The following is a 23,899-nucleotide window of genomic DNA, read 5'->3' as shown; positions in this document are numbered from 1 at the left end:
ATTAAAGCATATTTTTACGGATGAATTACGAGGTTTTATACCATTGTTGCAGTTCCATGAAATTTCCTTTTAAAAATCATTTAATTTAAATTCTGCTAAACTACGTTAATTCAATTAATTATAGAAATTTGCTTTAATTATGCGCGCTTTAATACAACGAGTTCTTGAAGCCAAAGTAGTCGTAGATGGTGAAACTACAGGCGAAATCCAACACGGCCTTCTGGTGTTTTTAGGCATTGGCCGAGATGATACTTTAGCTATTGGCCAAAAGCTTATTGATAAGATTTTGAAATATCGAATTTTTGATGATGAACAAGGCAAAATGGGCTGGAATGTGTCTCAAGCAAATGGTGGAATCTTGCTTGTGTCACAATTTACCTTGATGGCACAAACACAAAAAGGTTTACGCCCAGACTTTGGCCCAGCAATGCCACCTAGCGATGCAAAAGCGTTATATGAACAATTGGTTGAATATACACATTCTCAATTTGAGAAAGTTCAAACTGGAATTTTTGCAGCTGATATGAAAGTTCATTTGATTAATGATGGTCCGGTGACATTCAATCTAGAAGTCGAAGCATAGATATAAAAAAACTCCCAAAATGGGAGTTTTTTTATATTTGGATATTAACGTCCAGTTTTCTCTTTAATAAAAGCACGTGCCTGACGTACTTTATCTTTTACTGGTTTTGGTAACTTAGGCGGAATGAGCTTAGCAACTTGGTTGAACCATACCAATAGGCTGAAGTCACCTTCCATTTTAATGCTGCCATCTTGCATACCCGTCATAAATGCTGTTGGGTCACCTTTGATCAAAGTTTTTACACCTTGCTCACTGTCTGCAAATTGCAAAATAAAATCAGCCTTTTCAGGTGCGCCTGCAACAGTATCAATCTGACCATTATTAATAATGATCTGACGTGCAACACCTAAATCTGTACCGATCTGAATACGGAATGCACGGTCATGAATCAGTTCAATAAACTTAGGGCTAGTACGCGCCAACTGCTTCATACGCAGCACTAAACCTGCTACCAACAAATCTAATGGGTCTGTACTGACATCAACAAGAGGTAACTTGACTACAGGTATGGAAGAAAGTTTCATGAACATTCACGCCTATTGTATTTTTATGAAAACTTTAGAGCAAAACTTAGCAAGGACATACCATTGCCTGTGTTTTATGCATCAATTGATATTTTTTAGCTGGCAACGCAATCTAGATGAAACGTCAACAGACCCATCTATCGTAGCATAACTGGCTATTTTTTAATAAATGCTTTGTATAATAAAAATCACGTTTCGTAAATGAAAAAGGCATGCTGTGCATACCTTTTTACCGTTAGATAACAATTTAATTATCGGCTAGAACATTGCTGCTGATCATCTTCATATACTGGCGTGTGTTCTATATATTGGCGATTTGCCAATGCCTTTTGTGCTTGTTTATCCTCACGTAACAAAATAAATGTAACCATTACCATCGCTAGACTTAATGCAGTTAAATAACTATATGTGACTGGCATTTCAAAAGTGACTTGAACTCCAAAACGGACCACTTCCAATAGCCCCCAAAAGAACATCCCTGCAAGCATAAAACCAAGCCAACGACGGTAAGGAGAAAAGAAAACAGCAACAAGCGCGACAGCAATTAAGCTGAATCCGGCGATAGCGGCAAAATTCGCTGTTACCATAGAAACCTCCGTCTTAATGAAAACGTCTAAAAACATTCGGTCTTTAATACCCGACCTCATTCCAAAAACAACTTTAATTCATGATTTGTGTTGAAGCTTACGATGCATTATGGATGTTTTTTTTTAGAAAAAAAGACCCGTTTTTTCTTAATGCGACATACTTTGTCGCAACATTCTTTTGTCATTACATTTTTGTAAAATTCAAAAAGTTCGATTCCCTATATGGCATCAATTCTGGCGTGTCATTACAAAAAAATATGCCGTTTTTAAGGATCAAAATAAGTTTTTTTCAGATTTTTTTATTGCCTTTTTTCTGTGCAAAATTTTGTCATAACTTGCTTGTTTTTATGACTATTCTGCATAAAAAAAGCGCTACTCTGAAGTAGCGCTTAAAGCTTATCCATATAGGTTAAGCACGATTTAAATCTTTATCATGCATACCGAGTAAATAAAGCACACCATCTAAACCAACACTTGAAATCGCTTGATTTGCGTTTTGGCGTACTAATGGTTTTGCACGATAGGCAACACCTAAACCTGCGATCGCAAGCATCGGTAAATCGTTTGCACCATCGCCTACTGCCATCGCTTGCTCTAGAGAAATCCCCATCTTATTTGCAAGCTCGCGTAATAACTCAGCTTTACGGGCACCATCTACAATCGCACCTTTCACTTCGCCTGTTACGAAACCGTCTTGGACATCTAAAATGTTAGCGTGAACTTCATCAATACCGAGTTTGCCTTGTAAATACTCAGCAAAATACTGGAATCCACCAGATAAAATTGCCGTTTTATAGCCAAGTGCTTTTAAAGTCGAGATAAGACGCTCTGCACCTTCGGTAATGGTTAAACGCTCTGCAATTTTAGGTAAAACAGCAGCATCAAGACCTTTTAATAATGCAACACGGGCACGGAAACTTTGCTGAAAATCAAGCTCACCTTGCATCGCTCTTTCAGTGATTTCAGCAACTTGTGCGCCTACCCCTGCTTCAATCGCCAACTCATCAATCACTTCTTGTTCAATTAATGTTGAGTCCATATCGAAACACACCAAACGGCGATTACGTCGATAAGCGTTGTCTTCTTGAACAGCAACATCGATATTTAATTCGCTTGAAAGAAGTAAACATGCAGCTCGCATGGCTTGTGCATCTAAAGTTGGGCCGCTACTTAGACCAAACTGTACACAGGCACGACGTGGGAATGCACTATCCTTTTCAAAGTCTACACGACCTGATAAACGCGTTACTGTTTCGATGTTAAAGCCTTGGCTAGACACAATTTTTGTAACTGCTTGTAAGTGTGCCGCAGTGAGTTCTGGAGCTAAAGCCGTGACGATATAACGAGTCCGACCACCTTCACTTACCCATTGATCGTATTCTGCGCCCGTGATTGGTTTAAAGCGCACTGTTAAGCCAATATCATGTGCTAAAATCAGAATCTCTTTCATTGCCAATGCGGTCGCAGTTTCATTATCAGAAGCGACTACAATGCCTAATGTAAGTTGATTATGAATAACAGCCTGACCTACATCCAGTATTTGCAATGAATGTACGGATAGTACTTGCATTAATCGGGTAAACTGGTTTGGTTGGTCCGGTCCTAAAAAGGATATAAGAATGATTTCTCGCATGAATTGACTCTAGTCTGAGTGACAACTATTGTAAGAATCATAATCGAATTTCAATATAATTGCCTTGGAAGTTTAACTTGATTGCGCCTAGACAAGGGCTATTTGCTAGCCTACTGATCGTTAGTTTTGCATTGCATACCTTTTTATTGGTCATTGCAACGACACACCAGCTTAATGAAAACCGTGCGAGTCAAGGTCAGCTCATGACCAGTCAGCTCGTTGCAGACAGCTTATCCGAGCTTGAACCTGCTAATACGGTGTCTTTGGCTCTGATTGCCAATCGCTATGCGACCAATCCAAGTGTTGCGTCTATTCGCATTCTTGATGCAAACAAACAGGTTCTAGCAACGAGCGGAATTTCAAAAACCCGCCAAGGCGAAATTTTTGCTCGTGATGCCCTTCAAAATGAAAAGAAAGTCGGATCTATTGAAGTTACGTTGATTCAGCCAAGTATCGGAGAAATTCTTCGTACTCAATGGCTTGCAATTTTAGCTTCTCTGTTTTTGCATGTTTTATTGTGGCTTGCCTATCGCGCGATTGCTCGTCCAACACGAAGTGAATATTTGGCACGCATTAATGAAGAAAACCGCTTGAAGCATGAAATTCAGCAGTTAACTCAAGCATTGGCTCTAGAAAAACAAAATACGGTAACCTTGGTTGCACAAGCTCAGCAACAAGCTAAAGCGAAACCAGCAGCTCGCCAACAAGCCGAAAAAACTTCAGATTCAGCTGACCAACATACGTTGGCACTCAATATTCAGTTTTATGACCCTAAACAGTTATTAAGCAGTGTTAACCAATCGGTATCTGTTCCTTATTTCAAACTCTGCCAGCTCTTTTTAAACAAGAGTATTGAGTTATGCGTTAAGCATTACCAATTGAAACTCACAGATATTGAAGTAGTAGATGAGTTTAATGCCGACGGTGCGACACTTGCGATTTCAACCTCTCATACGCATGCCGTAGAATGTCTACTTATGATTGGAACAGTATTCCAATTACTTTCAGATGTTTTATATAAACGTTACCGTGAAGATAAACGCTTTGCGCTGCAAACTCGTAGTGCAACATGTAATGCTGTAGAAGCTATGCAAATCGATGCAAAAGAAGCTGCTCAACGTTTAGCACAGCATCTTCACGCTAAAGAGTCTGCTTTATATCTCGAAAATGAACAGCTCAAAGCAATTCAAGACAGCTACCAACTTGTTGCTATGCCAAACCCAAGCAATGTGATGACACGTCATGCATTTATGATCAATGGTATGAATGCAGAATGTGCTGAACTTGCTCAAAATATCCGGACTGAAATTTTAATGGGAAAAAAATCAATCCCACAAAGTGATAGTCCAAGTAGTGCAGCTTCATAAAAAGTAACTACGCGCATCAGAACCTAGCCTTTTGGCTAGGTTTTTTTATTTAAATTCATACCTTTTATTTAAAACTACTCCTTTTTCTTATGATTTATTTGTATAAATAAATCTCGATCTATTCTTAGAGGTCACAAATTTGGATAAATCAGAATCATAGGCAAAATTCTCTAAACAGCGTAAACTATGCAAAATTTATTAAATAGAAATTGTCTTACGACAAAAAAAGGTGAAAGCGAATGCCGCTGAGTCGTGTTGAAGATCTTGTCGCCGATATTCGTGCAGGCAAAATGGTTATCTTGATGGATGACGAAGATCGCGAAAATGAAGGTGATCTTGTCATTGCAGCAACGCATGTTCGTCCTGAAGATATTAACTTCATGATTACCCATGCACGTGGTCTAGTTTGCCTAACGCTAAGCCGTGAGCGCTGTAAACAGTTAAACCTTCCGTTGATGGTTGACCAAAACGGCGCTCAGCACAGTACAAACTTTACCTTATCAATCGAAGCCGCTGAAGGTATTACCACGGGTATTTCAGCAGCAGAGCGTGCACATACAATTCAAGCTGCTGTCGCAGCGCATGCAAAACCAACTGATATCGTACAGCCGGGTCATATTTTCCCGTTAATGGCTCAACCAGGCGGTGTTTTACATCGTGCAGGCCATACCGAAGCAGGTTGTGATTTAGCTCGTTTAGCAGGCCTTGAACCGGCTTCTGTCATTTGTGAAATCATTAATGAAGATGGCACAATGGCACGCCGTGCAGATTTAGAAATTTTTGCCGAGAAGCATGGCTTAAAAATTGGTACAATTGCGGACTTGATTCACTACCGCATGACCAATGAGCAAACGGTTGAACGTCTGGATCAAAAAACCATTCAAACAGAATATGGTTCATTTGAACTTTATCGTTATCGTGAGATTGGTAACCCGGACATTCATTTGGCTTTAGTTAAAGGCGAGCCAAAAGAAGGTGTTACAACAGTACGTGTGCATGGTTTTAGTCCAATTCGCGATTTGCTTAAGCTAAATAAAGCTGATGGTGAACCTGCGTGGAATTTAGACCGTGCCCTACAGACGATTGCAGCGAGTGATCGCGGTGTTTTAGTCTGGATCGGACAAGATCATTTGCAAGACTTGGGACCAGCGTTGGATGATTTAAATAAGCCAAAACCGGTGAAATCCAATGCAGCACTTTCACATCAATATCAAACCATTGGTGTCGGTGCTCAAATTTTGCGTGACTTAGGTGTTGAAAAAATGAAGCTTCTTAGCTCACCATTACGTTTCAATGCTTTATCTGGCTTTAATTTAGAAGTAGTGGAATATGTCACTGCTGATCAAATCACAACGAAATAATCGAGGTTGCTATGGCAATTCGCCGTATTGAAGGTTTATTACATCTCGCAAGCGAAGGTCGTTATGCGATTTTAGTGGGTCGTTTCAACAGCTTTGTTGTTGAACACTTATTGGATGGTGCAATCGACACATTAAAACGTCATGGTGTAAATGAAGATAACATTACTGTTATTCATGCTCCTGGCGCATGGGAACTCCCGATTGTTGCTAAAAAATTAGCTACATCAAACCAGTTTGATGCCATTATCGCACTTGGCGCAGTTATTCGTGGTAGCACACCACACTTTGACTTCGTTGCTGGTGAATGTGCAAAAGGTTTAGGTGTAGTCGCGTTAGAAAGCAGCTTGCCTGTCATCAATGGTGTATTAACTACTGATAGCATCGAGCAAGCCATCGAACGTTCAGGTACAAAAGCAGGAAACAAAGGTAGCGAAGCTGCTTTAACTGCAATTGAAATGGTTAATTTATTAAAGGCAATTTAAAGCATGTCTCAAACACTGCAAGCCGCTTATGCAGCAAAACGTAAAGCACGTCGTTTTGCTGTACAAGGTATTTATGAGTGGCAAATGAGTCACAACCCTGTACATGAAATCGAAGCACGCACCCGTGCTGAAAATGCAATGCACAAGGTAGACTTAAACTACTATCACGAACTTCTAACACAAGTGATTGCACAGCACGAAGATCTTGATGCATTACTTATTCCGGTTCTTGACCGTGAACTTAGTGCACTTGATGGTGTAGAGCTAGCAACATTACGCTTGGGTGCTTACGAGTTACGTGATCATTTAGAAGTACCTTATCGTGTCGTTCTAGATGAAGCTATTGAACTCGCTAAACACTTTGGTGGAGCAGATAGCCATAAATACATTAATGGCGTTCTAGATCGTTTAAGTTCAACACTACGTAGTGCTGAAAAACAACAAGCAAACTAATAGGTTTGAAGTTGATATGGCTGAGTTTTCTATTATTGACCAATACTTTAACAGACAATCTTACACAGATGTCACCTTGGGTATTGGAGATGACTCAGCCTTAATTACCCCTCCCGTAAACCAACAATTGGTGATCTGTGCAGATACACTCGTTGCTGGACGTCATTTTCCTCTTGATACCTCTGCCCATGCAATTGGCTGGAAAAGCGTAGCTGTCAATCTTTCAGATATTGCAGCAATGGGGGCAAAACCGCATAGTATTTTACTGGCGCTCAGCCTACCTACAATTGATCATGAATGGCTTGAAGGATTCAGTCAGGGAATTTATGACTGCTGTAATCAATTTGGCGTTGCTCTTATTGGCGGAGATACGACTCAAGGCCCTCATCTCACCATTACTGTTACGGCCATGGGCTGGATTGAAAGCGGACAAGCCGTGTTACGTTCAGGTGCCAAAGTCGGTGACTATGTTTGTGTGAGCGGTCAAGTTGGTGATGCAGCTTATGGTTTACAGCACCTAGGTCATCCATTACAAAAAAGACTAGACTATCCGACACCACGTTGTCAACTTGGACAACAGTTAAAGGGATTAGCATCTAGTATGATTGATATTTCTGATGGATTAGCCCAAGATTTAGGTCACATTTTAAAAGCTTCAAAGGTCGGTGCCCGATTACTTTTAGAAAAGTTACCGATTGATTCAACGCTAGAAGAACTACCAGAACAACAGCGCTGGCAATATGCTTTAGCTGGTGGTGATGACTACGAATTATGTTTTACAATAACACCGCAAAATTATGAAAAACTTTTGCAAAAACAACTAGACATTAAGATTACAATGATCGGAGAGATCGTTGAGCAAACACAACTAACTTTTGAGCATTTGGGTTCAGATTACCCATTGCAAATTCATGGATACCAACACTTTGCATAAGCCACCGATTCATTTTAAGGACATGTCTTGGTTCAACCGCTGCATCGTTTTCTGTGGAGTTGGTTTCGGATCTGGTCTCGCACCTAAAGCTCCCGGTACTTTTGGCTCTGCCTTTGCCCTACTCTTCATTCCAATCTGGTTATCGCTTGGCTTTAACTTAAGCTTGATCGCTATCCTCATCATGTCCTTGGTGGGAATTTATATTTGTGGTCAAACTGCAAAAGTTATTGATGTACACGATGATGGTCGAATTGTGTGGGACGAGTTTGCAGGACAATCAATTACTCTTCTGCCTTTAATCTTTTTTAATATAATGTCGTTACAATGGGCACTAATTGGTTTTTGCTTATTCCGCCTATTTGATGTTTGGAAACCTTGGCCAATCCGTGTTGCCGACCAGAAAGTTGCTGGTGGTTTCGGGATCATGCTAGACGACATCATTGCAGGGCTTTGGGCGGCACTCTGTATCATCATATTTATTACTTTCTGGGGCGTAACGCCATTTAAGTAGGTTTACTCATGTCAACTACCGTCATTATCCTTGCTGCAGGCAAAGGAACGCGAATGCGTTCACAACTACCTAAAGTATTGCAACCTTTAGCTGGTCGCCCGCTACTAGGACATGTCATTCAAACAGCAAAAAAAATACATGCAGAAAATATTATTACGATTTATGGACATGGTGGTGGCCACGTCAAGCAAACTTTTGCACAAGAAAATATTGAGTGGGTTGAACAAGCAGAACAACTAGGTACAGGTCATGCGGTACAAATGACTTTACCCGTACTTCCTAAAGACGGGATTTCATTAATTCTTTATGGTGATGTACCTTTAGTACGTCAAACAACGCTAGAGCAACTTGTTGAAGTTTCAAGTAAAACGGGCATTGGCATGATTACTTTACATGTCGACAACCCAACAGGTTATGGTCGTATCGTTCGTCAAGAAGGTAAGATTCAAGCGATTGTTGAACATAAAGATGCAACAGAAGCTCAGCGTCAGATTCAAGAAATCAACACAGGTATTTACTGTGTTAGCAATGCAAAACTTCATGAGTGGTTGCCTAAACTTTCAAACGAAAATGCGCAAGGCGAATATTATCTAACTGATATCGTAGCAATGGCTGTTGCAGATGGTCTAGAAATCGCATCTATTCAACCAGAACTCGCTTTTGAAGTTGAAGGCGTCAATGACCGCTTACAACTTGCTGCACTTGAACGTGAGTTCCAGCAACAGCAAGCAAAAGAGCTTATGCAACAAGGCGTAACTTTTGCAGACCCTGCACGCTTTGACTTACGCGGTTCTGTAAAAGTTGGACATGACGTTCTTATTGACGTCAATGTGATTATTGAAGGTGACTGTGAACTTGGCGATTTTGTAGAAATCGGGGCTGGTTGTATTTTAAAGAACACCAAAATTGCAGCCGGAACTAAAGTTCAAGCCTATAGCGTTTTTGATGGCGCAGTTGTAGGCGAAAATGCTCAAATTGGACCATTTGCACGCTTACGCCCAGGCGCTAAATTGGCAAATGAAGTACATATCGGCAACTTTGTTGAAGTTAAAAATACAACGATTGGATTGGGTAGTAAAGCTAACCATTTCACCTATTTAGGTGATGCAGAAATCGGTGCTGAATCGAATATTGGGGCAGGTACGATTACTTGTAATTACGACGGTGCAAATAAACACAAAACCACTATTGGTGATGCCGTTTTTATCGGTTCTAATAGCTCGCTGGTTGCTCCGGTGACCATTGGGAGTGGCGCAACAGTTGGTGCTGGTTCTGTGATTACGAAAGATGTAGCCGAGCAAAGTCTCTCCTTTGAACGTGCACAACAAATTTCAAAAGCAAATTATCAACGTCCCCAAAAGGTTAAAAAATAAGAGGATTGAAGTATGTGTGGTATCGTCGGAGGCGTTGCACAACGTTGTGTAACCGAGATTTTACTTGAAGGTTTAAAACGTCTTGAATACCGCGGTTATGATTCTGCGGGTGTTGCTTTACTGAATAACCAACAAATTTTACGTGAGCGTCGTGTAGGTAAAGTTATCAATCTTGCAGAAGCTGTCGCTGAACACCAACTTGCGGGGGCTATCGGGATTGCGCATACCCGTTGGGCAACACATGGTAAACCAACTGAAAACAATGCTCACCCTCATATGTCAGGTAAGGTCGCTGTAGTACATAACGGTATCATTGAAAACTACCAAGAATTAAAAGACGACCTTCAAGCTTTAGGTTACGTTTTTACTTCTCAAACAGATACTGAAGTTGTTGCACACTTAGTTGCTGAAGCATTAAAAAGTACAGATAGCCTTTTAGAAGCTGTTGAAACTGTTGTACCTCAGCTTAAAGGTGCTTACGCGCTAGGTATTATCCACAGCGATTATCCAGATGAACTCATTACTGTACGTGAAGGTTCACCACTCGTGATTGGTGTAGGTATTGGTGAAAACTTTATTAGTTCAGACCAACTTGCACTTTTGCCTGTAACTAACCGCTTTATGTACCTAGAAGAAGGTGATATTGCACGTCTTACTCGTACTTCAATTGAAGTATTTGCAAATGGCGAACGCGTTGAGCGTCCAGTACGAGAGCTTGATGCAACCGTAAGTAGTGCATCAAAAGGTGAATACAAACACTACATGCTCAAAGAAATTTATGAGCAACCAGAAGCAATCAAGCAAACAATTTCTCAAGCGCTTGATGGCAATAGCTTACGTGATGATTTCTTGAAAAATGCTGATGCAGATTTCAATAAAATTCAAAGCGTACAAATCATTGCGTGTGGTACAAGTTATCACTCAGGAATGATTGCGAAATATTGGTTTGAGCAACTGATTGGCGTGCCTTGCCAAGTTGAAATCGCAAGTGAATTCCGCTATCGCACTCCTGTAATTGTTGAAAATACACTTTATATTTGTATTTCACAGTCAGGTGAAACTGCTGATACTTTAGCTGCACTACGTGAAACTCAAAAACGTGCTAAAGCAAACAATATCGATATTCAGACTTTGACTATCTGTAACGTTGCGACGTCTTCAATGGTTCGTGAAACTGATCATCACTTATTGACGCTTGCTGGTCCTGAAATTGGTGTTGCTTCAACTAAAGCGTTTACGACTCAGCTTGCTGCACTTATGTTGTTAATCTTGAAAATTGGTCAAGTGAAACAACGTATTAGCCCTGCTCTGCTTGAAGAAATTACACGTGAGTTATGGCACAGCCCGAAAGTTATTCTTGATACGCTTAAGTATGATCCAGAAATTTTGCGTTTGTCTGAATTATTCGTTGAAAAAAATCACTGCTTATTCTTAGGCCGTGGTACGAATTATCCAATCGCATTGGAAGGCGCATTAAAGCTAAAAGAAATTTCATATATTCATGCCGAAGGCTATGCAGCTGGTGAGTTAAAACACGGTCCATTAGCACTTGTTGATAATGAAATGCCGATCGTGATTCTTGCTCCAAATGATGAAATGCTTGATAAGCTAAAATCAAATATGGAAGAAGTTCAGGCACGTGGTGGTGAATTATTCGTTTTCGCTGATGAAAATAGCGGAATCAATGGAAAAGACCGTCAACACGTTGTACATATTCCAGCAGTAAACGAATGGTTAGCTCCAATCGTTTATAGCGTACCAGTTCAGTTGTTGTCTTATCACGTTGCTGTATTACGTGGTACAGACGTTGACCAGCCACGTAACTTGGCGAAGTCAGTAACTGTAGAATAATAATCAGACATGCTATCTATGCCATTGTGTTTAGACAATATAGTTTTAAACTGAACATTAAAGTTCTAAACTGTAACAATATAGTTCTAAACTAGACATTAAAGTTGTAAACCAGATACACCCAGCTATACTGATTAAAAAGTAGGCTGGGTTTTTCTATGAGTAGAGCACCGAGATTCTTCACACAAGAACAAATTAGCAAAAGAATAAAAAGCGGTCGTGGACAAGGTATGGGAAAAGATTACCAACCATGGCTGACTATTCAGGATGTACCCTCTCGTGGGGTCTCTCATCGTATCTACTCTCATAAAACGCAAAGAGTTCATCATTTACTTTCTAATTTGGAACTGTATGTTTTTTTGATTTTAGATTGGTCTAGTTTTGTTCAGGATATTCGGGAACAATTTCCCTTGAATCTAGACGACACAAAAGAAATCTGTTTAGAGCATGGTTTGAGACATCCCAGCATACAAGGCTCGGAACAGGTTATGACTTCCGATTTTCTGATTGATACAAATGATAAGAAAAAACCTCAATTCGTTATTCAGGTAAAACCATTAAAAGAACTCATCAAAGAAAGAACAATTGAAAAACTCGAAATTGAACGTCGATACTGGGAGGTTAAAGAAATCCCATGGAGTATTGTGACGGAACAAAATATTCCCACAACTGCCCGAAAAAATCTTGAATGGTTGAGCCCTTTTATTACTGAACATTTAGAGCCTGATATCTGGGATAGCCTACATACAATTTCTTATTATTTTTTAAAAAAACCAGGGATTTCTATCATTAAACTCTGTAAAGAGATTGATATTCAGGAAAAAACTACAGCTGGAACGACCCTACAATATTTAAGAACACTTATAGCAAATCGTTTAATTAAATTTGATATCCAACAGCCATTCCAGAAATTAAAAGGGTCTGACTTAGTGTTTGATTTAGAGGTGTCTTATGTGGCAAATCAATGAGGTCGTTAAATTTGATGAAAGCCACTACCGGATTTTATTCTTTCAATCTGGCGAAATCATATGGATTAATATGGAAGAAGCCAAAGGAGTTCCAACTTTAGTTCTTGAAGAACAACTTTCACAATGGATTGATGAAAAACGCTTATTTAGAAGCTCAGACCCTTGTGAATATCTTAAGTCTATAGAGCCACCCGTAAACTCAGTCGCTTTTGAAAAACGTGCTCAGGCTTACCAAATTATTGAACCAATCGTATATGACACAGGCTGTTTTAATGAAGAGATTAGAGCTAAACGGGTTCGTTTAGTAGAACAGACAAATATCGCAACTAAGGCAACGATATACAAATACCTACGCCGCTATTGGCAAAGAGGCCAAATTCCAAATGCCTTATTGCCAGATTATAGAAACGCTGGTGCACCAGGAAAGCCAAGAACCTTAGCAGGTTCTAAAAAATCGGGAGCAAAGCGTAAATTTGGCAATGGAACAGGTATTAAAATTACGCCAGAAATTGAAAGGCTCTTTCGATTAATAGTTGAATCTGAATTATTAAATGACAAGAAAATTAATATCACATCTGCTCATCGTCAATTTGAGGAACTCTTTGTTCAACATTACCCACATATAAAACAGGCAGATATTCCAACACGTAGACAATTTGACCATTTCTACAAACGTGAATATGAACTTCCACAAAGAATAGAAACCAGAACTCCTGTATTAAGTTTTCAAAAAGATATACGGCCATTAAGTGGAACTGCTACAGCAAATACGCTTGGGCCTGGTAGTCGTTATGAAATTGATGCAACTATTGCCGACATTTATTTAGTTGCTGATGATGATCGAAGCAAGATTATAGGTCGTCCGATCCTATATGTAGTGGTTGACGTTTTCAGCAGAATGGTCGTGGGATTCTATATCGGATTTCATAATCCATCCTATGTTGTTGCCATGCAGGCGATTGTAAATGCTTGCAGTGATAAAGTTAGTTTATGCAAATTGCTTGGAATTGATATCGAGCCAGAACAATGGCCAACCCTAGGTTTACCTGATGCCATTCTTGCTGACCGTGGTGAAATGATGAGTCATCAGGTCGAACGCTTAGTACATGGTTATAATGTTCGTATTGAAAATGCACCTGCTTATCGAGGAGATGCAAAAGGTATTGTTGAACGCTATTTTGGAACATTACAGGCAGAATTCAAACCTTATGCTCCTGGAGTAGTTAAAGGAAATCGTATTCAAAAACATGGCGAAAGTGATTACCGTCTTGATGCGGTTTTACCTATTTCTGCCTTTGCCAAAATGATCATAAAGACAATACTTTATCGTAATCAGTATCATGTATTGGATACTTATGACAGAGATGCAGATTTTCCTCCAGACTTACCGTCTATTCCATTACACATATGGAACTGGGGAATTCAAAATCGTACAGGCCATCTTCGTACTGTAGATCCAGATACATTGCGAATCATGATACTACCTCGCAAGAAAGTTTCCATTTCCACTTCTGGTGTCAATTTATGGGGCCTGTATTACATTGGATCAGAAATACTCAGAGAAGGCTGGTTACATCGTAGTAAAGAAGTCACTCGCCCACAGGATCTCCAAGCGGCCTACGATCCAAGCTGTGTAGATAAGATATATTTATTCCCAAAACATGATAGTACGATCTATTGGGAATGCTCTTTATCAACCAAAAGTCGTCAATTTGCGGGTATGTCATTTTGGCAAGTGTGGGAGATACAAGATCAAGAAAAAAATCTACATGCGATTGAAAAGGATAATAGCAAAGCTGCTCGTAGAGAGCTGGATCAATTTATTCGTGACACCATTGCTGAAGCAAAAAAAATGGCGACCAACTCTGGTGTATCCAATCGCCAGCGTTTATCTGAAATAAAATCGAATAAAAAGTCTGTTCGTGAAAATGAGAAATTATCAAATACTTCCTTAAAACCTGATAAACACCCTAAAGATCAAGGAACCATTATTTCATTTAAGCCAAAACAAGATGAATCAAACTATCCGCAGTTCGTTCCAGGTCTTTTTGATGATGAGGATGATCAGTCATGACAAATCATATAATAAGAAATGCAGAATATCAGGACACAGGTGTTCATGCTTATAAAGACAATCCTTTCATTGAGGCCCTACCACCTATTCAAGAACCATTTGAAGATACAAAAAATCTTATCTCAAAAGTAACGCCTACTCTTGATGATCTAAAGCAAAAAAGAGTCATTCGTGCCCATAATATCCATCAGATCACAGGTTCCTTTTTTCAGCCTTTAGTAATGCATATGTTACTGAGTGAACGTATTTCTCTCATGATTCGTGGAGGGTATGTTGGACGTAATCCAAACACAGGAAAGTTGCAACAACACCTGCAAAATGGTTATGAAAGATTGCAAACACGTGATCTGAATGCCAAACGCTTTGATGAAACTGAATCCACTGCTCATAGCATGGCCATCATTGGCTGTTCAGGTAGTGGTAAAACGACCTCTTTACGAAGAATACTAAACACATATCCTCAAGTCATTTTTCACCCAACATTAAATCGCCATCAGATCGTCTATTTAAAGATAGATTGCTCGCATGATGGTTCACTCAAAGAACTTTGTCTCAATTTTTTCCGAGCAATTGATAAAATCATTGGTTCAAATTATGAGAAAAAGTATGGGATGAAAAGACATGGCGTAGAAACCATGCTTGCCCTCATGGCACAAACAGCCAATATGTTTGCCTTAGGCCTGTTAGTCATTGATGAAATCCAACATTTGAGTCGGGCAAAGTCTGGCGGTTCAGAGAAAATGCTGAACTTCTTTGTCACCATGACCAATACCATTGGTATTCCTGTGCTGTTCGTGGGTACACCTAAAGCTAGAGACATCTTTGATCTTGATCTACGTTCCAGTCGACGTGCTGCTGGTCTGGGATCTATCTTTTGGAATCCAATCCCACAATACCTACCTGATCAGAAGAGTCAAAACCCTGAGTGGATAGCATTTACCAATACACTTTGGAAGTTGCAGTACTTGCAGAAAAGAGACCCTATCTTAAGTGATGAGATTCGAGATACCTGGTTTGATTTGAGCCAAGGTATTCTCGATATTGTAGTAAAACTTTTTATTTTGGCTCAGTTACGTGCCCTCGCAACGGGAGCAGAAACGATTACTGTAGAGCTGCTGAAACGTGTTTATGAAGATGAGCTGAAACTTGTACATCCTATGCTCAGCGCATTACGTTCAGGTATACCTGAAAGAATCGCTCAATTCTCAGATCTTGCTGTACCCGATATGGATAAGAAAATCATCCATCTTATTCAGAAAATCTCCGCATCTACCGTTGAATCCGAAGAAGACCAAGCCTTAAAACAATTGAGTAATGATGATCAACGACGTGTATATCTGATGCTAAAAGATGAATTCCCATCAGACTCCATCATCTTTGCCATTCAAAAAATTGTAGCGTTAAAACCTCAAATATCTAGACAACAGCTCTTGGCTGCTATTGTTCAAGCAATGGAGACAGACAATACACCGTCACAGGCACCAGCAACCAAAAAGAAAAACCAACGGATTAGCTTAAAACAATGGAATGAGCTAGAAGATACTGATCTTCGGCATATTTTTTCGATAAACCCAACCAGCCCAGAAAGTATTTATACCCAATTAGACCATCAAGGTTTAATTTTGCAAATGTCAGACCTGTTGTCATAGTATGGGGTAAGAATCATGTGGAATTTTCCAACACCGCTTCCTGATGAGCTGATTTACAGTACCATCGCCCGTGCTGGATTACACCATGGCATTCAAAGTCCAAAACAGTTACTTGATGAGGTTTACCAAGATAGAAAAGTCGTTGCTACCATAGACTTACCCAGTCATTTAAATGCTATCGTACATTTATTAGAGCGAACTGGCTGTTTTAGTTTAATAGACCTGATTTACAAACATACGATGTTTGGCTTATATGCACCTTTTGTTCAGGAGTCCCATCGACAAAAGGCAATCACTTTAATGGCTGAGCAGGCATCTGGCTCTATTCATCTTATGCTTGGTCTGAATGCTTCCAGAGTCCCCAACAACACCAAATTCCACTACTGTCCAATCTGCATACAGCAGCAACGAGAAACTTATGGAGAGTATTTCTGGAATAGAGCCTGGTTTCTACCCAACCTTTCAATCTGCCTGAAACACAATTGTTCACTTCTGTCTCAGGATTATATTCAACAACAGCATCGGCATCTATTCTTGCCCTTATTACCAAATCAAACTCAAGACTCCGCTCATTCCTATTACAAGGAAGACTTCATACTAGGGCAAATGGCTGTGGAGTTATTACAACTCGATCCTCAACCATCGCCAAGCCATGAACAATGGACTAAATTTTATCTGGAAATGGCTGATGCAAAGAATTTCCGTAGAGGGAATCATGTTTGTCATGAGCAAACTTATGAGCAAGTGATTAAAAATTTTAATCTTGGTTATCTTCGTTCTAAGAATTTAAGTATTGACCACCAACAAGATACTTCATGGCTTAAATCTATTTTCAGAAAACACCGCAAAGCCTTTAGTTTCTTGGAACATTGTATTGTCTGGTCTTCATTTATACCCAAAATGTCACCTAAAGAAATTATGCAATATGTCAGCTCTATTTCAGCAACCCCATATTTTGTAAAACGAACTATTTCTACTGATAATATTCCTCCTATAAAAACAGAGGAGATGAGACAAAAATGGCAAGATATCGTACAACTTCATGGTGTAAAGGCTGGCCGTAATATTAAATCAGGTTCGGCAACTTATATGTGGCTATATAGAAACGATCAAAATTGGCTACTGACATTTAATTCAGGACATTTATCACAACCTCAAGCCCGAAAAAATAAAATAAATTGGTCTATCCGTGATTTTTCAATAACCAAAGAATTATTCAAAGTTTTATATCGTTCAAATGATGACTTAGCTTGTCCAAGAATGTCAAAGAGTTGGTTTCTCAATCAGTTATCCAAAGGAAATTCCATTTCCAAACATTTGCAACAACTGCCTTTAAGCTCCAAATTTCTTTCAGCTTATTCTGAAGATACAATGGCTTATCAAATACGGAGAATTACCCATGCCATGATCAGGCTTGGTTATACAGAATCCAGTACTAAAGATAGATGGCGAATATTACGACTTGCAGGATTAAGTAAAGAAAGGATTACTCAAGAAGCCCAAATTTTCCTAAATATAATTTGTGAGAAGAAGACTTATGCACATTAAACGCCTCCCTTTAGATACATTGATTACAGGTATAGGACACCTATTTAGATATAATGATAAACCCTGGTTTATTAATCTGTGGGGAGAGTCTGAAGACTCTAAAGCAAAATATAACACCTCTTTTTCCCACATGCATTTGCTGGCTAAACGTCGAATTATCAACTCCACCAAAAATGAACATAGAAAGTCTGGATTTCACCTAAAATTTAGATGTCCCTTACCAGCAGAGTGGATGTCTTTTGCCCAATCTAAATCAAAATTTCACTTTTTTGGGTTTGATGCTCTGGCAACCTTTTCAAATGAAGCACAAACCGTTAAGCAAGTCCATATTCAATTGCCACAGCTTGAGTTAGCCAGAGCTTTCTTCTTCCAAAATGCTTATCTCACTCGATCTGCGCTTGAGTTGAATGTGCTGGCACAAGACTTTGATATTCAGAGCAAGACTGATCATTACCTAATTAAGGTTCTTCCATCATGTGAAGGTTCACTTGCAACTTCTCATTTTAATAAACCAGGGTTTCGTCGATTCCTTGCATATCTACTTCTAAATAAAAATATAAGAGCTTCATATGAAAGCATCGCTCAACAGTGCCAAGCTTTTGAAAGCATTAATAATACGGTAAGAACATGGAACTTTAGTTTCATTCCACCCAATTTAACAGACGTAAACATCGAGGCACATGGTTATTACGACAGGTTAACCAATACATTTAAGATAGATGAAATCATTGGCTTTTCTGGGCTCTCCACCCATATTGATAAGCCTGTTTATTTTCATCATGATAAATTTTCTAAAGCCTCAAAAAAATCGGGTAATACCAGTACCATACCACCAAAGCCGAATCATGCAGAACCCAAACTGAATGATGAGGAAGAAGCAACGCCTAGTAATAAGCCTACTATTGTAGATGGTCCAACCACTTTACTTGATTTTGATGACCCGTTTGAAACAGGGAAAGTCGCAGATAAAACTGGCTCAAAAAATGCTGTTATCGTGGATGATGCCCAAGAGTATATTGATGAGTTAATTGGTGATGTGAATGCAGATGAGCCAGGAATTGGTGGCACAGTTAAAGCTGGTGATTTTGAGGGTTCTGAGGATCAGACCGATGATGCTCATTTATATCTAGATCGCTTCTCAGCTTTTATAAAGATGCTTTATAAACTTGAAGAAAAGTATGGAATTCAATATTCACTGACTTTAAAAGTTCTACCTGAAGTAGAGGGATTTACCAAACATTTAAAGTCCGATAATAATCCACGCTGTATTGCTGAAGTACATTTTCTGCATCAAGGCCAGCATTTCATTTTACTGGAAGTTGATACATCCGATAATGCAACTCGCCTTTCAACACAATTATTAATAATAAAAGATATGAACTGCTGGGAAGAGGATTATGAAAAAATTCGTAAATTTGTGATTCAAAAAACACTCAATTGGCCGCATAGCTTCATCAAAAAAATAGCAGTTCAGCAAGTCAGATTTAATCACCCCCGTCTTGAAGAACATGGACAACAAATCGCCATTGAAGATTTAGAAAGTTGGGCTAGTCGAATTTATAACAAACTAATTATTTTTGATAACAAATGAGTAAATTATAAATTAAGTAATAACTTCTGAGACCGAACTTCACGTCAAAGTAGATAAAATCAAATAATAAAAATAAGTTAAAAAATATGAAATTAGATTTGTATACATACTATTTGAATAGTATTCAATTTAAGAACAACTCCATACAAAGTCTATTTTGACTAATAGAATATTATTTTAAAGCAACATTTAACTGTCCACTTTCCAATAAATATTTGTCTAAGCCCACAATAAAACACATAAATTTATGTGTTTTACACATTTTATTATTTATAAATTAAATAAATTAATTATTTTATTTAATATTTTAATGTGTTAAAATAATTAAAACATGTGTTGATTGAATTGTATGGATTACATTGAATTTCGACGCCAACTTGGTAAGGCAGGTCTTACGACAGGAGAGTTTGCTGAATTGGTAAAGATGAGCAGTAATGCTGTGACCAATTGCTCAAAAAAAGGGGTTGTACCATCTCATCTAGCAATCATTGCAACGCTTATGGCTGTAATGGCCGATAACAAACTGGATTTCCGTGCAGTTTTTAATGAGATTGAGATAGAACCAAAGAAACCACGTGGTGGTGCCTCTAAAGGAAAATTTGGTGGCAGTAAACAAATAGTTTTACCAATGGAGTAACATCGTGTTAGCTAAAAAAAATGAAATACTCTATCAAGAGAAAGTAATAAATTGCCGCCCTCTATTGAAATGGGCTGGGGGGAAAACTCAACTTTTAACAGAAATTACCCCTAAAATACCAAAGAAATATGGTCGATATATTGAACCCTTTTTTGGTGGTGGAGCCCTCTTTTTTGCTTTAAAGCCAAGCAATGGGATAATTGCAGACAGTAATCCAGAGTTAGTAAATCTCTATCAATCTGTAGCAGATGATGTAGATGGAATTTTAGATCAGTTAAAGCAGTATCAAAATACAGAAGAAGTTTTTTATGCTGTTCGTAGTCAAGATTGGAAAAAACTACCTAATGTAGAAGCTGCTGCAAGAACTATATTTTTAAATCGGACTTGTTTTAATGGACTGTATAGGGTTAACAAAAAGGGACAATTTAATGTTCCTTTCGGAAAGTATAAAAATCCTAAAATAATAGATGAAGAAGCTTTAAGAGCTGCATCAATAATACTAAAAGACACTACTATTATTTGTGGAGATTATAAAGACGTATTAAGGAAACAAGCTCAGCCTGGAGACTTTATATTTTTAGATCCTCCATATTTACCTATTTCTGAATATGCAGATTTCCAACGCTATACCAAAGAGCAATTCTATGAAGAGGATCACACAGAATTGGCTGCCGAAGTCCAGCGCTTACATGAATTGGGTTGTCATATCATCCTAACAAATTCAAACCACCCTTTAGTACATGAACAATATAGAAAATTCCCAATAGAAGTAGTTCAAACTAAACGTTATATTTCATGCAATGGTAAACGACGCACTGGGGAAGATGTTATTGTGACAATTCCACCAAAACCTCGATTTGATATTCGTATAGTTCCTGAAAGCTTATCTGAACAAATAAAATTATATCCTCCTACTCGCTATATGGGTTCTAAGAATAAATTATTATCTGAGATCTGGGGTGTTGCTTCTCAATTTGAGTTTGACACAGCGGTAGATTTATTTTCAGGTTCGGGCATTGTTGGGTATATGTTTAAATCATATGGTAAAACCGTTATTAGTAATGATTACATGACTATGGCATCTGTTTTTGCTAAAGCAATGATTGAGAATAATAATATTGTTTTGACCTCTGAAGAAACCTTATCATTACTTGAATCAAAAGGGCCCAATGATTCATTTGTAGAAACTAAGTTTAAAGACTTATATTTTTCTGATGATGATAATAAATTAATAGATATTCTTAGAGCCAATATTAAAACTATAAAAAATCCATATAAGAAAGCAATTGCTATGTCTGCATTAATGCGTGCTTGCTTGAAGAAACGACCACGAGGTATTTTTACCTATGTTGGCTATCGTTATGACGATGGGCGTAAGGACTTATCAATGTCGTTTCGAGATCAATTTTTAGATGCAGTAAATATGATTAATGCCTCAGTCTTTGATAATGGTCAGCAAAATAAAGCTCGCCTCGGAGATGCGATGACATTAAAGCATCAAGGAAATAAACTCGTTTACATTGACCCACCTTACTATTCACCATTATCAGATAATGAATATGTTCGCCGATATCATTTTGTAGAAGGTTTGGCCCGAGATTGGCAAGGTGTTGAAATACAAGAACATACTGTTACAAAAAAGTTTAAATCGTACCCAACTCCTTTTTCTTCTCGTAAAGGTGCAACGGAAGCCTTTGATCTATTATTTAAGCGGTTCCGTAATGACATACTTATAGTATCTTATTCATCAAATAGTCTACCCACACTAGATGAAATGTTGGCGATTATGTCAAAATATAAGTATCATGTAGAGGTAATCCCAATAGATTATCGTTATTCAATTGGCAACAAAAATGCCAACTCCAGTGATAACAACAAAGTTCAAGAATATTTATTCATAGGGTATTAGACGTGACAGTTATAGATACAAGTAATTTTCTGCAAGCTGATGATATTGAAAAAGTAATGTTAGTTCCCTTTGCCGTACATAATGGACACCATACTGATGATGCTATGGAAAATTATATCGGGGTTGATTCAAATGGACGTCAAGGACGTTACTATAGATTAGCTGCTGAAAAGCTGGGATTAGTCGAGTTAATTAGAAATAACCATACTATTTTGACTCCTATTGGGCAAAATTTTGTTACTTTCAATAAGTCGCAACAAGATCAATATATGGATTCAGCTATTCGGAACTTGCCAGTATTCGCCGCTGCCATCCAGTTTACCCAAAGTCAAACACCTCCTCCATCTCAAAGCCAATTAAAACAGTGGTTTATTAATTTATACCCTGGAGAGCAAAACACAGCTGAACGAAGATTTTATACTTTCATAAACTATTTGCGTTTTTGTGGATTTCAATACTAAGCAAAAATTAAACCCTGTAGTTTATAACTATAATGTTAAATGAAAAAATAAAGTCTTGAACTAAGTTTAAGACTTTAATGTAAAAATTTAATTTTATGAAATTTTTAACTTATTGATTTTATTAGACCACAAGTTTACAACTTTATTGTTCAAACACAGCCATAAAGGGTGTAGATCGCTTCTGTTGATTAGAAAGCCCGATATGTAACGCATACCGGGCTTTTTTATTGCCTGATCAAAGGATTGATAAAAAAATGGAAAGCAATGCTAGATGGGTAGTCGAAGTCAGTTTCTAGTTTAATAATTAAAATATTGTGATATTAGAGGTTGATACTTCTGATAATAAGAAACCACTTCCACTCGTGTTTTATCGCTTAAAAAATAGGAAATACCTGATTATAAATTAAAAGGATGGATGGGGTTTTTAACTAATATCACTCTAAATTATATTACTAATCAATCAACCACAGTTTAAAAATTAAAGAATTTAAGTTTAAGCAAACAAGATATTTATGGTCCGTATCGCACTGAAAAATAATAAAAAATAAAAATATATTTATAGTATTAATATTCAAATCTATTTTGGTAAAAGAAACCTTAAAAACTCTTTTACGTCTCTTGACCTAATATTATAAATGGTAGAAAAATTGAAAAATACGGCCTCAACACATCTGTTTTTAAAATTATATAAATTTTTCAGCGTATCTTCTCTTATTTTAAAAGACATCTAACAAACATTAAGTTATTATCATATAACAAGAAAAAGTATCCATATTAGATACGTACCTCATAATTCTGATTATTTAAGGTTTAATATGTCTGTAAAATCTTTTAACTTTAGAGCTAGAGCTCGTACTATTGAGCACTTAGGTAAAGGACAAATTGCAGACTGCCCCACGGCTGTTAGTGAGCTTTGGAAAAATGCTTATGATGCTTATGCAAGAGATGTTGCATTATTTACTGTAGATGCCGATTATCCTTGCGGTGCATTAATCGATAATGGTTGTGGTATGTCACCAGAGCAAATTATTGATAACTGGCTAATTGTTGGTACTGAATCAAAAAGTAAGAAAAAAGCTCTAAGTGATGAAGATCGTTTTGGCATTCCAGTTCGCCAAACGCAGGGGGAAAAAGGTATTGGACGACTCTCTGCAGCATTTTTAGGAAATGTAACTTTCCTTGTTACTAAGAAAATTAGCGGCTCTTTTACTTCTCTCCTCGTAGATTGGAGATTATTTGAAAATCCATATCTTTCATTTGAAGATATTAGCATTCCATTCTTGGAGTTTGATACGATTGATGAAATCACGGCGAATTCAAACATGAGGTGCGACAGTTTGAAAAGTCTTATGATAATCAACAAGCTGAGCAAATTTCTCTAATGGTGTAAGCCAATCTAACGC

Annotated in this window: 21 protein-coding genes and 1 pseudogene; 19 read left to right on the top strand and 3 right to left on the bottom strand. The window is 38.1% G+C overall.

Annotated elements, in window-relative coordinates:
* Positions 1 to 139 precede the first annotated feature (139 nt).
* Positions 140 to 583 carry a D-aminoacyl-tRNA deacylase gene (gene dtd, locus MKL51_RS14805; RefSeq protein ID WP_005078726.1) on the top strand — a complete coding sequence of 148 codons (444 nt, stop codon included), beginning with the start codon at positions 140 to 142 and terminating at the stop codon, positions 581 to 583.
* A gap of 44 nt (positions 584 to 627) precedes the next feature.
* On the opposite strand, the gene MKL51_RS14800 is transcribed toward dtd, so the two are convergent.
* On the bottom strand, positions 628 to 1,107 hold the full coding sequence (locus MKL51_RS14800; protein ID WP_002119134.1) for a hypothetical protein: 480 nt from the start codon (positions 1,105 to 1,107) through the stop codon (positions 628 to 630).
* A gap of 251 nt (positions 1,108 to 1,358) precedes the next feature.
* Positions 1,359 to 1,694: a ciprofloxacin tolerance protein AciT gene (gene aciT / locus MKL51_RS14795; protein WP_002119105.1), complete on the bottom strand. Its 336-nt coding sequence runs from the start codon at positions 1,692 to 1,694 to the stop codon at positions 1,359 to 1,361.
* Positions 1,695 to 1,807: 113 nt separating this feature from the next.
* On the opposite strand from aciT, the gene MKL51_RS21005 reads away from it, so the two are divergent.
* Positions 1,808 to 2,080 carry a hypothetical protein gene (locus tag MKL51_RS21005; protein ID WP_017481842.1) on the top strand — a complete coding sequence of 91 codons (273 nt, stop codon included), beginning with the start codon at positions 1,808 to 1,810 and terminating at the stop codon, positions 2,078 to 2,080.
* Positions 2,081 to 2,103: 23 nt separating this feature from the next.
* On the opposite strand, the gene serB is transcribed toward MKL51_RS21005, so the two are convergent.
* Complete coding sequence (gene serB / locus MKL51_RS14790) at positions 2,104 to 3,327, bottom strand: phosphoserine phosphatase SerB (RefSeq protein ID WP_005804373.1); 1,224 nt, start codon at positions 3,325 to 3,327, stop codon at positions 2,104 to 2,106.
* Positions 3,328 to 3,386: 59 nt separating this feature from the next.
* On the opposite strand from serB, the gene MKL51_RS14785 reads away from it, so the two are divergent.
* The 17 genes and pseudogenes from MKL51_RS14785 to MKL51_RS14705 all read left to right on the top strand — a co-directional run.
* Complete coding sequence (locus MKL51_RS14785) at positions 3,387 to 4,694, top strand: hypothetical protein (RefSeq protein ID WP_080612948.1); 1,308 nt, start codon at positions 3,387 to 3,389, stop codon at positions 4,692 to 4,694.
* 239 nt (positions 4,695 to 4,933) lie between these two features.
* Positions 4,934 to 6,055 (top strand): bifunctional 3,4-dihydroxy-2-butanone-4-phosphate synthase/GTP cyclohydrolase II, encoded by a 1,122-nt coding sequence (gene ribBA, locus MKL51_RS14780; protein WP_002119278.1) that lies wholly within the window; start codon positions 4,934 to 4,936, stop codon positions 6,053 to 6,055.
* 11 nt (positions 6,056 to 6,066) lie between these two features.
* Positions 6,067 to 6,537, top strand: a complete 471-nt coding sequence (gene ribH, locus MKL51_RS14775) for a 6,7-dimethyl-8-ribityllumazine synthase (RefSeq protein WP_002119264.1) — start codon at positions 6,067 to 6,069, stop codon at positions 6,535 to 6,537.
* A 3-nt stretch (positions 6,538 to 6,540) separates the two neighbouring features.
* Positions 6,541 to 6,990 carry a transcription antitermination factor NusB gene (gene nusB / locus MKL51_RS14770; RefSeq protein ID WP_002119137.1) on the top strand — a complete coding sequence of 150 codons (450 nt, stop codon included), beginning with the start codon at positions 6,541 to 6,543 and terminating at the stop codon, positions 6,988 to 6,990.
* A gap of 16 nt (positions 6,991 to 7,006) precedes the next feature.
* Complete coding sequence (thiL, locus tag MKL51_RS14765; RefSeq protein ID WP_017481844.1) at positions 7,007 to 7,924, top strand: thiamine-phosphate kinase; 918 nt, start codon at positions 7,007 to 7,009, stop codon at positions 7,922 to 7,924.
* Complete coding sequence (locus MKL51_RS14760; RefSeq protein WP_017481845.1) at positions 7,902 to 8,435, top strand: phosphatidylglycerophosphatase A family protein; 534 nt, start codon at positions 7,902 to 7,904, stop codon at positions 8,433 to 8,435. Before thiL ends, MKL51_RS14760 begins: the two co-directional genes overlap by 23 nt.
* Before the next feature lie 8 nt (positions 8,436 to 8,443).
* The gene (gene glmU / locus MKL51_RS14755) at positions 8,444 to 9,808 is read left to right on the top strand and encodes a bifunctional UDP-N-acetylglucosamine diphosphorylase/glucosamine-1-phosphate N-acetyltransferase GlmU (protein ID WP_017481846.1); all 1,365 of its coding nucleotides are present in this window, start codon (positions 8,444 to 8,446) and stop codon (positions 9,806 to 9,808) included.
* Positions 9,809 to 9,820: 12 nt separating this feature from the next.
* Positions 9,821 to 11,659, top strand: a complete 1,839-nt coding sequence (gene glmS, locus MKL51_RS14750; protein WP_017481847.1) for a glutamine--fructose-6-phosphate transaminase (isomerizing) — start codon at positions 9,821 to 9,823, stop codon at positions 11,657 to 11,659.
* Between the two features lie 158 nt (positions 11,660 to 11,817).
* Complete coding sequence (locus MKL51_RS14745) at positions 11,818 to 12,627, top strand: heteromeric transposase endonuclease subunit TnsA (RefSeq protein ID WP_000085285.1); 810 nt, start codon at positions 11,818 to 11,820, stop codon at positions 12,625 to 12,627.
* Positions 12,611 to 14,701: an integrase catalytic domain-containing protein gene (locus tag MKL51_RS14740; protein WP_270904343.1), complete on the top strand. Its 2,091-nt coding sequence runs from the start codon at positions 12,611 to 12,613 to the stop codon at positions 14,699 to 14,701. The genes MKL51_RS14745 and MKL51_RS14740 overlap by 17 nt, the downstream gene beginning before the upstream one ends.
* Positions 14,698 to 16,350 (top strand): AAA family ATPase, encoded by a 1,653-nt coding sequence (locus MKL51_RS14735; protein ID WP_000181345.1) that lies wholly within the window; start codon positions 14,698 to 14,700, stop codon positions 16,348 to 16,350. The genes MKL51_RS14740 and MKL51_RS14735 overlap by 4 nt, the downstream gene beginning before the upstream one ends.
* Before the next feature lie 15 nt (positions 16,351 to 16,365).
* A complete protein-coding gene (locus MKL51_RS14730; protein WP_000267038.1) occupies positions 16,366 to 17,898 on the top strand; it encodes a TnsD family Tn7-like transposition protein in 1,533 nt (510 codons plus the stop codon).
* Entirely contained in the window at positions 17,888 to 19,489 is a 1,602-nt protein-coding gene (locus MKL51_RS14725) for a Tn7-like element transposition protein TnsE (protein WP_025466762.1), read from the top strand. The genes MKL51_RS14730 and MKL51_RS14725 overlap by 11 nt, the downstream gene beginning before the upstream one ends.
* Positions 19,490 to 19,838: 349 nt before the next feature.
* The gene (locus MKL51_RS14720; protein WP_000384516.1) at positions 19,839 to 20,126 is read left to right on the top strand and encodes a hypothetical protein; all 288 of its coding nucleotides are present in this window, start codon (positions 19,839 to 19,841) and stop codon (positions 20,124 to 20,126) included.
* Positions 20,127 to 20,130: 4 nt separating this feature from the next.
* The gene (locus tag MKL51_RS14715) at positions 20,131 to 22,035 is read left to right on the top strand and encodes a Dam family site-specific DNA-(adenine-N6)-methyltransferase (protein WP_000879942.1); all 1,905 of its coding nucleotides are present in this window, start codon (positions 20,131 to 20,133) and stop codon (positions 22,033 to 22,035) included.
* A 2-nt stretch (positions 22,036 to 22,037) separates the two neighbouring features.
* Positions 22,038 to 22,496 (top strand): DUF7226 domain-containing protein, encoded by a 459-nt coding sequence (locus MKL51_RS14710; protein WP_000215928.1) that lies wholly within the window; start codon positions 22,038 to 22,040, stop codon positions 22,494 to 22,496.
* Between the two features lie 815 nt (positions 22,497 to 23,311).
* Positions 23,312 to 23,722, top strand: a pseudogene (locus tag MKL51_RS14705) (ATP-binding protein); the annotation flags it as partial.
* Between the last annotated feature and the right edge of the window lie 177 nt (positions 23,723 to 23,899).

The organism is Acinetobacter sp. AOR18_HL (assembly GCF_027855145.1).
GTDB lineage: Bacteria > Pseudomonadota > Gammaproteobacteria > Pseudomonadales > Moraxellaceae > Acinetobacter > Acinetobacter pittii.
The sequence above is the reverse complement of the archived record's forward strand: the minus strand, read 5'-3'. Positions and strand labels throughout refer to the sequence as shown.

What these genes read in the sequence shown, in the direction of transcription:
- MKL51_RS14745 (WP_000085285.1), top strand. Translation starts at nt 11,818, where the DNA reads ATGAGTAGAGCACCGAGATTCTTCACACAAGAACAAATTAGCAAAAGA.
- MKL51_RS14725 (WP_025466762.1), top strand. Translation starts at nt 17,888, where the DNA reads ATGCACATTAAACGCCTCCCTTTAGATACATTGATTACAGGTATAGGA.
- MKL51_RS14800 (WP_002119134.1), bottom strand. Translation starts at nt 1,107, where the DNA reads ATGAAACTTTCTTCCATACCTGTAGTCAAGTTACCTCTTGTTGATGTC.
- MKL51_RS14760 (WP_017481845.1), top strand. Translation starts at nt 7,902, where the DNA reads ATGGATACCAACACTTTGCATAAGCCACCGATTCATTTTAAGGACATG.
- MKL51_RS14740 (WP_270904343.1), top strand. Translation starts at nt 12,611, where the DNA reads ATGTGGCAAATCAATGAGGTCGTTAAATTTGATGAAAGCCACTACCGG.
- glmS (WP_017481847.1), top strand. Translation starts at nt 9,821, where the DNA reads ATGTGTGGTATCGTCGGAGGCGTTGCACAACGTTGTGTAACCGAGATT.
- MKL51_RS14730 (WP_000267038.1), top strand. Translation starts at nt 16,366, where the DNA reads ATGTGGAATTTTCCAACACCGCTTCCTGATGAGCTGATTTACAGTACC.
- MKL51_RS14720 (WP_000384516.1), top strand. Translation starts at nt 19,839, where the DNA reads ATGGATTACATTGAATTTCGACGCCAACTTGGTAAGGCAGGTCTTACG.
- ribH (WP_002119264.1), top strand. Translation starts at nt 6,067, where the DNA reads ATGGCAATTCGCCGTATTGAAGGTTTATTACATCTCGCAAGCGAAGGT.
- ribBA (WP_002119278.1), top strand. Translation starts at nt 4,934, where the DNA reads ATGCCGCTGAGTCGTGTTGAAGATCTTGTCGCCGATATTCGTGCAGGC.
- MKL51_RS21005 (WP_017481842.1), top strand. Translation starts at nt 1,808, where the DNA reads ATGTTTTTTTTTAGAAAAAAAGACCCGTTTTTTCTTAATGCGACATAC.
- thiL (WP_017481844.1), top strand. Translation starts at nt 7,007, where the DNA reads ATGGCTGAGTTTTCTATTATTGACCAATACTTTAACAGACAATCTTAC.
- MKL51_RS14735 (WP_000181345.1), top strand. Translation starts at nt 14,698, where the DNA reads ATGACAAATCATATAATAAGAAATGCAGAATATCAGGACACAGGTGTT.
- dtd (WP_005078726.1), top strand. Translation starts at nt 140, where the DNA reads ATGCGCGCTTTAATACAACGAGTTCTTGAAGCCAAAGTAGTCGTAGAT.
- serB (WP_005804373.1), bottom strand. Translation starts at nt 3,327, where the DNA reads ATGCGAGAAATCATTCTTATATCCTTTTTAGGACCGGACCAACCAAAC.
- nusB (WP_002119137.1), top strand. Translation starts at nt 6,541, where the DNA reads ATGTCTCAAACACTGCAAGCCGCTTATGCAGCAAAACGTAAAGCACGT.
- aciT (WP_002119105.1), bottom strand. Translation starts at nt 1,694, where the DNA reads ATGGTAACAGCGAATTTTGCCGCTATCGCCGGATTCAGCTTAATTGCT.
- glmU (WP_017481846.1), top strand. Translation starts at nt 8,444, where the DNA reads ATGTCAACTACCGTCATTATCCTTGCTGCAGGCAAAGGAACGCGAATG.